Consider the following 12,087-nt stretch of genomic DNA (forward strand, 5'->3'; position numbering starts at 1 on the left):
TAGCTTTTTACCGTTATCAGAAACGCCTTTTTTGTTTTTTGTAGCCTGTAGCTTACTTTTCTTATCGGTGGGTTTATCGCAAAAAAATAGTACCTATTTTTTTGCAGCCGGTATTTCAATAACTATAGCCAGCGGATTGCGATACGAAGCATGGCTTTTGATGGCAGTTTGGTTTCTGTTGTTATGTTGGAAAACCTCATTTCGGGCAGCTATTGTGTTTGGGTTAGCTGCCGGTTTATTTCCCGTTTTTTGGATTTATCAGGGATATATTCAAACTGGAGATTTATTACAAGGTATTAGCGGAAATTATCAATGGATAGAATTGTCAGGATACAATGAATCTGTTAATTGGAGAGAACAGCTAATGCGGGTTTATTTCTTCCCGTTTTCTTTTTTTATAGCTGTTGGTCCAATAACTATCTGGCTGATAATCAGAAAAATAAAGGAGACAAAAATACCTCAGATGGCTTTTTTAAACCGAAGATATATATGGTTTTTGCCTTTTGTGATAATAGCTATTTTTGTAGAATACAACGCTATTAGCGGAAAACTGTTTTTGCAGCATCGTTTTGTTGGAACATTGGTTTTGCTGGGCGCACCTCTTTGGGCATACTGCTTTGAAAAAACTACATCGTCTAAACTGCCAATTATCTCGATTTTAGTTACCTTTATTTTGTCTTTTGTTTGGAATACAGATGGAATAAAGCCATTTCCGCGTGTTTCTGCTGAAACAATAGAAATTTCAAAAGATATTGAACAAGAATCAACCCCTCAAACAAAGGTGATTTTAGACTTTTGGGACTGGGAGGGAACTTTCTATGTGGCACTAAAAAGCTATAACTCATCCCAAAAAATCCCTATCATTATTAGCGGTGCAAAAAACGACTCCTTAGGGTGGGGAAAAATACACAATACGTTAGCGCAATCTACAACGTGGGTTATAGCAATTCGAGAAAATAGTAACTTACATCAAAAGCTAACAATTGAACCTAATAGATTGATAATCAAAGAAGAAAATCTCTTTTTTAGTACAACAGAATTGTATAACAAGAATGGGTTGATTATCTTGAAACATTCTATTTAGTTATTTTGCCGCCTAACACCACAAAGCAAGCTATTGCTTAGATATTTCTCCGCGATTTAGTTACTTTTATCTCTGTTTAAGTTTTACGATATAGGTTTATTCCGTTGTTTTGCAAAAGTTTGGCTCGGCAAAGTATGCGGTTTCTTTCATGGTTTTTTATTTGGATAATTTTGGCAGGAAAGGCTTTCGCCCAATATGATACCGAAGAACCTGATTCAGAAAGCCAGCATATAGTTTCAGAAGATACTATCCAGACTTCAGGAGTTCGGTCTGCCGAAAAATTTAATATCGTTTTTAACCGAGGCTTTATTGTAACCCAAAGCAGTAATGATAGCGTTCCGGTGAAAGGCAGTGCATCGGGGACTACATTTATTGGCCTGAGTTTTAATAAGTTACTTTCTCCTCGATTCGCTATCCAATTTCAGCCGGGGTTTTCCGGGTATAAATTTGAGTTTCCTGCAAAACCCGAAAAGATATTTCCAACCCGTGGAGATACTGTCTATCGCTACGAGCGGCTTCGATTTTTTTACATAGATATTCCCATAGGGTTACGCTATAATTTAGTTCGGGATAGCCGCTACCGAGCAGTTTCATTTATTGAATTTGGGGGAAGCATAGGCTATCACATAGCTTCTTCAACCAAAAGATCCCGAATGGTTGGAGACCAAGAAATTAAAGAAAAGCTATCCGGTGCCGGAGAAGTAAACAAACTTCGTGTTTGTTTGTATATCAAGGCGCATTATCGCTTTCTGGGAATCTGGATAAACTCTCGAATCACCAATGTTTATGACCCTAACAAAACTTATTTTACAGATGACGGGCGAGTTGAGAAATATCCAAGATTACCGAGCATTGAAATTGGCCTTAGCGTAACTCTTTAAGACTTAGGAGAAATCATACCATCGTTTTGTACTTTAAACGTTCGAGGGTCTGCATTACCACTGGCATTAGTAGATTTAAAAAATTCTATAAGTGCTTTAAATTCAGTATCATTCATCTGAAAACCGGGCATTTGTTTATTGCCATATTGAATTACCGTTTGAATATATTCTTGAGGTACTCTTCCCAAAATATTGGTTAAATCCGGGCCTAAGTAACCTCCTAAGCTATACAATTGATGGCAACTTTGGCAATTATACTTTTGCCAAACTAACTTTCCTGAATCAGCTAATGGAACATCGTAACCGGTAGTTGCATCAACGGAGAGAGGGGTTAAATAAATGTTTAATGAAAATCCCAAGTAAGCAAGCAGCAAAATCCCGAAAACAATTTTATTCATAAATTCCCAATTCGGGCACAAAATTATATCGTTTTTGTTCAGTTACACTAACTATGTACTAATATCGTTGGGGTCATTGTTACCGCTGATTTTACGGAGTTTGTAATTAAGCAAGCGGATTCTGACTTTTGTAGTATTCGGCTTGCTCGTTCTGTATCTTTATCTTGCTCAATAACAACGGTTGGGTTTAGAATAACTTTGGTCATCATAAATTTTCCATCTACTTTTTCCAAAACGCCTGTTGCATTACAGGAAAAAGATTTAAAAGGTAGCTTACTGAGTTCCGCAATAGCTAAGAAAGTAGTCATAAAGCAACTTGCTATGGAGGCAGTGTAGAGATGCTCTGGCGACCAAATCCCGGGAACTCCACCGGCAAACTCTGGCGGGGTAGCAACCGGAAAAGCAACATTGATTTCGGATGCAGAGAGTGTCCCAACCCTATCGGCATTCCACTCTACGTTTATTTGATAATTATGCTGTTCCATAAAAAACGCTTGTTGATATATCATCCCAAAACCCTTAAAAGTAGTTTTAAGTTCAATATCTTAATTGCTAAAAAAAGAGCGGGATAAATTGAATAATTTATCCCGCTGCAATAAAACCTCTTAGCGTTTTATTTTTTAGTATTTGGCGTAGTAGAAGGAGTAGGCTCTTGCTTTTTCGACCATTCTAACAAATCCAAAGAAATTGGGCTTGCCATAAAAATAGAAGAAAACGTTCCGAATGTAACTCCAAAGAACAATGCAAACATGAACCCTTTAAGCACATCTCCACCAAAGAAGAATAAAATCAAGGCGGTTGTTAAGGTAGTGATAGACGTAACCAAAGTACGGCTCAATGTATCATTAATAGCTCTATTAAATAGAGTTGGTCGAGGTAAATGGGACTTATCGTCATCCACAACTTCTCGAATCCTATCAAACACAACCACAGTATCGTTTATTGAGTAACCCACAATGGTAAGCAGGGCTGCTATAAACGATTGGTCTATCTCGACACTAAATGGAAGTGAATCTATTGAACCCAATAGAGAAAAGAGCCCGAGTACTAATATTACGTTGAAAGCTAATGATAGCAAAGCGCCCATACCATACTGCCAGTTTCCAAACCGGATAGCTACGTAAGCAAATATTACAATGACAGAAAAGACCACAGAGTAAATAGCTCCCATCTTGATGTCTTCTGCAATGGTTGGACCTACTGTTGTTTTTTTCATAATAACAGGCTTAGCATCTGCATGGGATTTGTTTAAACCAGCCATTAGTGCATCAGTTACTTTTTGGTCAGCATCTTTGGCTTCAAAAAGGTAGCTGGTTGTTATCATTAGTTGGTTTTTGCTTCCTACGGTTTTAACGATTGGGGCATTGTTTCCAAAAGCGTCAGTTAAATCTTGACGAACTTTCTCTGTATCATATTGTTTTTGAAACTCAATGATATATTGCCGGCCTCCTTGAAAATCAACACCAAATTTGAACCCAAAGATTCCAAAACTTATTAAGCTAATGACAACTGCTACCACAGATATGATGTAGGATTTTTTTCTATTCGCAATAAATTGAGAGTTAAGGCGTGTAAAAAAGTCAGCAGCAGCAGTAGTTCCAAAAGAAATTTTGATTTCATTTTTACGTTCTGCTAAGTATTCAAGTAAAATACGGGTTACAAGAAGAGCAGAGACTAATGTGGTGATGATACCTATCATTAAAGTTACGGCGAAGCCTCGAATAGGGCCTGTCCCAAACACATATAATATTACCCCTGTTAAGAAAGTGGTAATATTTGAGTCCATAATTGCGGAGAAAGCATTTTGGAAACCCATACTGATAGCCGCTTTCATCGGTTTTCCGGTGGCCAATTCCTCCCGCGTTCGTTCATATATCAGCACGTTCGCATCAACGGACATGGCCATACTCAAAATGATACCAGCAATACCCGGCAGGGTTAGCACTACGTTTAATGCAGAAGATATTCCCAGCACAAAAAATACGTTTACTAACAGGGCTATGTTGGCTACGACCCCTGAACCTCGGTAATACAGTATCATAAAAGCTAAGATACCAACAAAGGCTATGGTGAACGAAAACGTTCCCTTAGTAACAGTTTCTTCACCCAAGGTAGCTCCGATAATTTCTTCACCTTCAATGCGTGCGGGGGCAGGTAGCTTACCGGCTTTGAGTAAGTTAGATAAGTCTTTGGCTTCATCAATGCTGAAGTTACCGGAAATCTGTGAACTTCCATTAGCAATCACGTTTTGAACAGTAGGGTAGGAGTACACTAAGTTATCTAAAACAATAGCAATTGATTTTCCGATATTATCACCGGTAAGTTTGCGCCATTTACGGGCACCTTCCGGGTACATATTCATAGAAACAACGGGCATATTATTCCGCTGCTGATCAAAGTCTTGGCGGGCATCTGAGATTTGGTCTCCTTCAAGCGGAGCAGCATTATCACGGTTACTTCTGATAGCAATCAAAGTTAGATATTGAGATCCGGCTGCCTCTGGCTTTGCTGTCCAGAAAAGTTTTAAATCACTGGGGAGTATCATCTGTACTTCCGGGCGATTTAGATATTGATTGACTTTCGCGGTATCCGAAATCAACGCATAACCCATAACCGGCATTTTGCCGTTCATATTTTGAAAGTCTGGAAAACGAAGCAATGCAAAAAATGGGTTTTCCTTGAAGAATTTTTCGGTTTTTTCTTTATCCGAGAGTTTGCTGTTGGCAGTATCTTTATCTTTGCTTGAATCAGTAGAAGCTACTTGGTTTGAGTCAGCCTTAGATGTTTTGGTTGTATCTTTTTGGGCGATTTCTTTTTTGGCTGAATCTTGGGTTTTAGCGGAGTCAGATGCGGCTGCCAATCCTTCGAGTTCCCGTATTTTTTGGTTTATTTTTTCTATGTATGGAAAAGCTTCTTCGGCGGAGTATGTTGTCCAGAACTCTAACTTAGCCGTGTTACGGAGTAGGTTGCGAACGCGGTCAGCATCTTTAACGCCCGGTAGTTCAATCAAAATTCGCCCCGTCCCCGGTTGCTTTTGTAGGTTTGGAGATGCAACCCCAAACTGGTCAATACGAGTACGCAAAATATTAAAAGCACGTTCAAGAGCATCCGAAGACTCTCTCTTAATCTTATCTACTACTTCAGATTCAGGTGTGTTAAAAGTTATTCCGTTTGATTGGCTGGCAAAATAGGTTGCTAACCGAACATTGGGATCCAACTCTTTAATAGCTTGAACGAATAAATCTACAAATGAAGATTGGCTCGTTACTTTTCGTTGTAAGGCAATGTTTATGGCTTTATCGAATAACGAATCACGGTTGGTGCCGGCTAAACCTTTCACAACATCTTCTAAGCCAATTTCCATTGTGATATACATACCACCCTGTAAGTCAAGACCTAAGGACATCCCGTTTTCGTGAGCAGCTTTGTATTTTTCATAATTATCTTTTTTATCTAACCATTTAGAGCGCTTTTCGGAGGTCATGTTGCTTAATGCGCTATCGGTTGAGATAAGCACTCCAGTGTAGTAAATGTTGTAGGCGCAGATAAGCGCGAAAATCGCTAACAGGCCAATAATAACATTACGGTTTTTCATTGTATTAAATGTTTACTGTTTTTTTTAAAAATTAAATTTGATTTTGATAATCCGGCTAAGGAAGAACTTTTCTAAACGGCCGAATTTATTTCATATTAGAAAAGCTACTACAACTAAATTACCGACTAAGGAGCACGAATAATAATGCTAAAATCGGCAAGATTAGCAACTGCACCAGCCTGAAAAAAAGCACCAATTTGCTTCTGTATTTCCACAAATAGTGGCTTAACCTTCTTTGGTGAGTACTGTGTTACAGCTATTTGTGTGATTTTGGTGGTAACAAAGGCAGAATTACGCTCCTGAATTTGATCTAAATTACTTAGGTAAGAAACATAGAAACTATGTTTATCCAGTTTGCCCAGATTCCAAATTAAGGTAAATACAGTTAAAAGGCGAAATAATACCACGCAGTAATTCGGGCGTAAAGTTAAATATTTATCTAAATATCAATGATATATTTTGGTTTGTAAAAATCAACAATTTTTGTGAGCACACTATAAAAATCACGATTGCATCATATTTTTAACGAAATTTGTCATTAATCTGAAGTTCCTATGAAAAAAATATGGCTTGGTTTGTTCAGTTTACTGCTTATTACCATGATATTTGGGGGTTGTAAACCGGAGGTCAATCAAAATTTGGTTGATACATCTTGGAATGTTGATTCCGTTGTGGTATCGGGAAATACCAATATAGATTATAAAGCGTGGATAGAATCAACCCAAAATGCTACCCTTGAATTTTTTCAGGAAAATAAATACCGTCTTACTGCTTCCGAAGGCCCAGTTGAAGGAAAATGGGAAAAGAAAGATCAAAAACTGAAAATCGGAGAAGACCAATTCGAAATTATATCTTTTGATAATGAGCAATTAAAGCTAAAACAAGAAGTTACCGAAGAAGCTAATAAAATAACGTTTCTATTCTTCCTGCGAAAGAAAGCTAACCAACCTTCCTAAATAATTCCTCGACTTTTACCGAATTATTCCCTAAAAGCTGCTAACAAAACCTGTTTTCGGAGATAGTTATGGAACTTACTACCAAACCTCCTCAGTTTATAGAATAATCTGATTTTGTTGGTTTAGAATTATTCTTGGAGAGTGTTTTTAAAAGGTATAAAAAGATAAGTATTGAAGTTGCAATGAGTGCTGCTAAACGAAAAGATGCGGAGTAAACATCAAATTGATTAGTATCTGCATCAGGATTAATTAGGAAAGAAGTTGGGTAGGTATTTGGGGGTGGGTTTTGGGCTTCTGCCTCTTCTTCCCGAACTGTATTTATATTATCTACAAAACGGCGCACAACTTCCATAGAAAGGTTGGCTATGGAGTTATTAGAAGCAGTAACATTCAGTATAGAATTTTGGATGCTTGGGGTATAAAGCACCGAACTTAGCCGAGTGGCATAAACGCTTGCCGAAATACCTGTTAATAGAATAACCAATAACCAAGATTTTTTCATACAGCAAATATCAGGATAAGACAATTTCAAAGTCAGAAAAGTTTCTTTTAAATTTAAGAATAATTACAAACTTAGGGTAACGTACAAAATGTCTTTTCCGCGAATAGCTATCATAGAAAGTCGATTTTTATCTGCGCAGTAGTCTAAGCTGCTAGCAACATCGAATGGTTCAGCGTTGGTTATTTTATCATCTAAAACAAGATATGAGCCACCTTTTTTACGGTGCAAAAAGGCAATACTATCACTTTTATCAGCAAAAATCAAACTTTCTACATAGAGAAACTCTTTTCCTTGAACTCCGTTTTTAACAACCCCCGTCCAAGAACCACGTTGTTTTGCGTAGTAAGCATATTGTTCTCCGCGTTGGTTCATTTCAATTTGGTCAATATCGTTGTAGGCCGCGCCAACGTTTCCATTAAAAGATAGATGCCACTTTTCTTTATCCAAGAATTTATACATTAGGTTATTTTGGCCGGTAAATGCTAAGTTAGAGATTTCTTCGTGGGTAGCGATTTTTTTATCATCGAGAAATAGGGTTTTCTTTTTTTCGAGTGTTACAATTTTTGCAATATGTTTGCTGTCTCCGCTAAAAATCAGGCGATTAACAGATTCACAATATTCCCCTTTTTGGCCATTTACGACTATAAATTCTTTATTTCCTTCTTTTGCCCAATATCCAAACTGGGATCCATCCGGGCTGAAAGTAAGTCCTCCCAATGACTCATGGGTAGAACTTTGTTTTCCATTATGAACAACTGAGTGGCGTTTATCTTGAATGATAATGTAGGCCGTTGATTTCCCGTTTTCGCTATAGGTATAACCGCCTACTGATGAGAATTTTGCACCTTCTTTTTCATTTTCTATCATAGCCCACTTACCATTTTCATAGGCGGAGTAAGCAAATTTTTCTTCGGTAGGTGAAATTACTAATTCACGGATTGTTGCGTAACCTTTTCCGGTTTTACCGGTAGAAGTTACGGTATGCCATAGCTTTCCTTGTTTTACAACCATTACCCACAAGTCTCCCTTTGCGTTAAATACAATATTTTGGATAGCATCATAGGCGGTAGTGGGTTTTCCGTCAATAATCATTACTTCCTTTCCGTTTTCATGAATTTTATAGGCAATATGATTTTTGGCTGGTGCAATCGAAATTTCTCCTATTTGGGAAGCCGGAAGGATTTTTCCGTCTGAAAAGAGTATTTTTTCGCCCTCTTGTTCAAAAATGACATACCAAATTGGGTTACCTCCGTTATCAGCGAAAAAGATACTTTCTATAGCTGTTTTTTCAACTGGTAAAGAGGCTATTTGCTGTTCGCGAAGCCGAGAGTCTGTAACAATTGTTGGGGTGGTGGCAGTAGCAGTGATATTTTTACCGGCTTGGGCACTATCTGCTTGCCGATTTTCCATAAAAGAGAGTAGATCTTCTTCAAGTTGCCCGGCTTTTTGTTCGGTAGATTTTTTCTGGATAGCTACTTCAATTTGGATTAAGGCATTGATAGATTTTTCGGTAGCACCTAATTGTAAGCCTTTTTTTACGATGAATGAAATTAAATCTTTGGTAAAAAGTGTTGATTTAGAAAAGGCTTTAATCAGGGGCGTTATCAACTTAACACCTGATTTTTCTTCTTTTATAATAGCGGTTTCTACCTCAATTAATCCCAAAATGACCTCTGAGGGAATTTCTAACTGAGCAGCTTTCTCTGTAATAAACGCCATTTCGGTTGGGTCTATTTTACCGTCATTGCGGAGAAGAAATGAAATAACTTGTAATAATAGATTTGCCGGAACTTTGGTAGATCTGCGGATGGTTTCGGATTCAATCTGAATCAATAACTGTATAAGGTGCTCATTTAGATTTAACTTTAAGACCTGACGAATAGCATTGACAATATCAGAATCACTAAAGTTGCCGGCTTTCATAAAAGCACGTAGCAAAGAGGGGATTAAAAACAGCGTAGAATCATGCTGTCCGGAAAAAGATGCTTCTTCAAAATTCAGAAATGCCTTTACTATTTCCGGAGAAACCCGCAATTGTTCCGCTTTGAGGGTAACCATATCTTGGTCATAAATGCTTACGCGGCCATTTTCTGCCAAGAATTTTATTAATGGATAGAATATCTGTGCTGTGTTTCGGGCATTTCGGCTTTTGGTTTGTATGGCAGATTCTAACCGAATCATCGCCGTGATTAAATCCGGAGAAAAACCCAACTCAACCCCAATTGTGTTTAAAAAGGTAGTGTCGAAGTCAGAAACCTTACCATCAATCATGAAAGATTGGATGAATGTGCCAAAAGCCCCTTTGTTGTTTGGCAATTGTCCCTGCTGGTAAATACACTCTAAATCCACTAAGGCTTGAATGATTTCGGGCGTAAGGGAGAAATCTGCTAGTGTTTGAAGCAGATTGTCCATATTAGTTTCTGAAATACGACCGTTTATCACAAAGGAACGAATTAACGGTGCGGCAACCTGAATAGGGGAAAGATTAGCTCCCTCTTGTAACTTACATTCTACTTCAATTAGCTGTAACGCAATCGGTTGAGTTACGCCTAATTCCTGTGCAGTTTGCAGCACAAATTCCTTATCTTCTTCGGAAATGTGTGAATCTTTAACAAATTCTTTGATGAGTGGGGTCAGCAAAAAGGCTTCCATGAATTAACTGTTGGAAAATGATTGCCCAAAGTTACAATTTACTGCAAAAGTTCCAACCAATAAAGATTAAAACTCTATGACAATTTAGCCACATTGTGGATAAATTGAGCGTGTTGCATAACCTCTAAATTTTTAAAAAAGCCCAAATTTTCTCCCGTTCAAAATAAATTTTGATTTTTTGGGGAGTTTATGGGGAGTTTTTTTTACAATTTATACGATAATGATATTTTAATTAGACCAAAATGTATCTATATTCATATATTTGAATGTGCATATAGACATTACCATTTGAGGGCTTAGGTTCTTTATTGCTTGGTCAAAGAATGTGCTGATTTGTTCTAAATTTTCGAAATGTTTATTGGTAAACTTTCTGAGCCTGTTGCACGACAAAAAGAATAAAAATATTTAACTATTTGATTTTGAATTAATTAACTAATTTATTATTTTTGTGGTGTGATAAAGCACGCCCAAATACAGATGAGTTTTAGCCAGCCCTACGTTTCTAAACGCAGTTCTAAAAACGCGTTTCTAAAGCAAATAAATGAGGTAATTGATTGGGAATCAATCGTAAAAATACTTCAAAAACACTACCCAAAAGGGCTTAGACCGGACGGCAGACCCGCCTACAACCCCATTATTCTTTTCAAAATGCTACTGCTCGGCGTTTGGTATAAAAGCCTGAGCGACAGAGACATAGAAGACAGGACCAACACCGATTTAAGCTGGATGACCTTCGTTGGGCTGAGTCTTGAAGACGAAGTACCCGACCACAGCACCCTGTGCCGCTTCCGCAACGAACTGGCAGGAAGCAATGCCTACGACTTGCTGTTGCAAGAACTTAACCAACAGCTTGATAAACATGCTATTACGGTAAAATCCGGCTGCATAATAGATGCCTCCATTACCGACAGCCCCCGCAAACCCACCGGAAAACCCACCTACGAAATTGCCGAAGACAGAAAAGAAAACGAACAAACGGAAGAAGCTATACAAACACAAACGGCTGAATTAAAGCTTGTTAAAGTAAATCAACCTGGCGTGGACGACGAAGCCCGCTGGCTCAAAAAAGGCAAAGAAACCCGCTTTGGCTACAAAAAACACGTTATTACCGACGGCAACGGATTGGTCCTTGCCCTGGAGACCACACCCGCCAACGTCCATGACCATAACCACTTTAACACATTGATAACCAAGGCACAAGTTCCCCCAAAAGTCGCCATCTATGCCGACAAAGCCTACAAATCCAAAGCCCATACCACCTACCTCAAAGCGAAGGGACTTAAAGATAGAGTGTGTTATAAAGCAGTGAAAAACAAACCCTTAACAAAATTACAACTCAAATTCAACCAACTCTGCGGCAAACACCGCTACAAAATAGAGCGCACCTTTGCCGGCACCAAAAGCTGGTTCGGCGGCGGCACCGCCCGCTATGTGGGCATCGCCAAAACCCACGCCCAGCACGCCCTGGAAGCAATTGCATACAACCTGTATAGGTTACCTAAGCTATTAGTAAACAATATGTTAACACCAAAAACGGCACCACCTCAAATGCAGCTATTTTAAGCCTGTAGGCCCAAAATACGCCCAATTGGTAAAAATGAGGCGAAAAAGGGGCAAAAACATAAAAAATGAAACCCCACACCCACAAAAAAAGACGTAAAATGTAAAAAAACTCCCTATAAACTCCCCAAAAAATCAAAATTTATTTTGAACGGGAGAAAATTTGGGCTTTTTTAAAAATTTAGAGGTTATGCAACGCGCTCATGTAAAGAAACTTTCTCCAAACGACAACTCGAAAAATCAAGTTTATTTCGGTGGTAGTTTTGAGATTTTAAACATCCTACCAATTTCGGAAATCAAAACCGAAGAAGCTGGAGACTGGAATAAAGAACGCTTCAAAGCAACAATAAATTTTTCTTGGATAAGCGAAGGCGGAAATGTTTATCCTGCACCAAATTCACAACTTATACGATAATGATATTTTAATTAGACCAAAATGTATCTATATTCATATATTTG

At 38.2% G+C, this 12,087-nt stretch carries 11 protein-coding genes; 5 read left to right on the plus strand and 6 right to left on the minus strand.

The features are described 5' to 3' along the window. Positions 1-1,084 (plus strand): hypothetical protein (locus LC115_06830; protein ID MCZ2356389.1); only part of this gene is annotated, 1,084 nt, incomplete at its 5' end. 134 nt (positions 1,085-1,218) lie between these two features. Next, positions 1,219-1,965, plus strand: coding sequence for a PorT family protein (locus LC115_06835; GenBank protein MCZ2356390.1), 747 nt, complete (start codon positions 1,219-1,221; stop codon positions 1,963-1,965). Here LC115_06835 and LC115_06840 read toward each other — a convergent pair. The 4 genes from LC115_06840 to LC115_06855 all read right to left on the minus strand — a co-directional run bounded on the left by LC115_06840 (position 1,962) and on the right by LC115_06855 (position 6,365). Then, complete coding sequence (locus LC115_06840; GenBank protein ID MCZ2356391.1) at positions 1,962-2,363, minus strand: cytochrome c; 402 nt, start codon at positions 2,361-2,363, stop codon at positions 1,962-1,964. The genes LC115_06835 and LC115_06840 overlap by 4 nt on opposite strands. Positions 2,364-2,410: 47 nt before the next feature. Further along, on the minus strand, positions 2,411-2,848 hold the full coding sequence (locus LC115_06845; protein ID MCZ2356392.1) for an OsmC family protein: 438 nt from the start codon (positions 2,846-2,848) through the stop codon (positions 2,411-2,413). A 128-nt stretch (positions 2,849-2,976) separates the two neighbouring features. Further along, the gene (gene secDF, locus LC115_06850; GenBank protein MCZ2356393.1) at positions 2,977-5,958 is read right to left on the minus strand and encodes a protein translocase subunit SecDF; all 2,982 of its coding nucleotides are present in this window, start codon (positions 5,956-5,958) and stop codon (positions 2,977-2,979) included. 125 nt (positions 5,959-6,083) lie between these two features. Next, positions 6,084-6,365, minus strand: a complete 282-nt coding sequence (locus LC115_06855) for a hypothetical protein (GenBank protein MCZ2356394.1) — start codon at positions 6,363-6,365, stop codon at positions 6,084-6,086. A gap of 147 nt (positions 6,366-6,512) precedes the next feature. Here LC115_06855 and LC115_06860 point away from each other — a divergent pair, with 147 nt between their 5' ends. Beyond that, entirely contained in the window at positions 6,513-6,914 is a 402-nt protein-coding gene (locus tag LC115_06860; protein ID MCZ2356395.1) for a hypothetical protein, read from the plus strand. A 91-nt stretch (positions 6,915-7,005) separates the two neighbouring features. On the opposite strand, the gene LC115_06865 is transcribed toward LC115_06860, so the two are convergent. Both LC115_06865 and LC115_06870 read right to left on the minus strand, forming a co-directional pair. Beyond that, positions 7,006-7,416 carry a hypothetical protein gene (locus LC115_06865; protein MCZ2356396.1) on the minus strand — a complete coding sequence of 137 codons (411 nt, stop codon included), beginning with the start codon at positions 7,414-7,416 and terminating at the stop codon, positions 7,006-7,008. Between the two features lie 63 nt (positions 7,417-7,479). Then, positions 7,480-10,068, minus strand: a complete 2,589-nt coding sequence (locus LC115_06870) for a hypothetical protein (GenBank protein MCZ2356397.1) — start codon at positions 10,066-10,068, stop codon at positions 7,480-7,482. Between the two features lie 453 nt (positions 10,069-10,521). Here LC115_06870 and LC115_06875 point away from each other — a divergent pair, with 453 nt between their 5' ends. Together LC115_06875 and LC115_06880 are read left to right on the plus strand one after the other, a co-directional pair. Beyond that, complete coding sequence (locus tag LC115_06875; GenBank protein MCZ2356398.1) at positions 10,522-11,631, plus strand: IS5 family transposase; 1,110 nt, start codon at positions 10,522-10,524, stop codon at positions 11,629-11,631. A 187-nt stretch (positions 11,632-11,818) separates the two neighbouring features. Continuing rightward, the gene (locus LC115_06880) at positions 11,819-12,043 is read left to right on the plus strand and encodes a hypothetical protein (protein MCZ2356399.1); all 225 of its coding nucleotides are present in this window, start codon (positions 11,819-11,821) and stop codon (positions 12,041-12,043) included. Positions 12,044-12,087 lie beyond the last annotated feature (44 nt).

The organism is Bacteroidia bacterium, from assembly GCA_026932145.1.
Taxonomy (GTDB): Bacteria; Bacteroidota; Bacteroidia; order J057; family JAIXKT01; genus JAIXKT01.

Coding starts and splice junctions, on each gene's coding strand:
- LC115_06835 (MCZ2356390.1), top strand. CDS start 1,219: ATGCGGTTTCTTTCATGGTTTTTTATTTGGATAATTTTGGCAGGAAAG.
- LC115_06840 (MCZ2356391.1), bottom strand. CDS start 2,363: ATGAATAAAATTGTTTTCGGGATTTTGCTGCTTGCTTACTTGGGATTT.
- LC115_06845 (MCZ2356392.1), bottom strand. CDS start 2,848: ATGGAACAGCATAATTATCAAATAAACGTAGAGTGGAATGCCGATAGG.
- secDF (MCZ2356393.1), bottom strand. CDS start 5,958: ATGAAAAACCGTAATGTTATTATTGGCCTGTTAGCGATTTTCGCGCTT.
- LC115_06860 (MCZ2356395.1), top strand. CDS start 6,513: ATGAAAAAAATATGGCTTGGTTTGTTCAGTTTACTGCTTATTACCATG.
- LC115_06865 (MCZ2356396.1), bottom strand. CDS start 7,416: ATGAAAAAATCTTGGTTATTGGTTATTCTATTAACAGGTATTTCGGCA.
- LC115_06870 (MCZ2356397.1), bottom strand. CDS start 10,068: ATGGAAGCCTTTTTGCTGACCCCACTCATCAAAGAATTTGTTAAAGAT.
- LC115_06880 (MCZ2356399.1), top strand. CDS start 11,819: ATGCAACGCGCTCATGTAAAGAAACTTTCTCCAAACGACAACTCGAAA.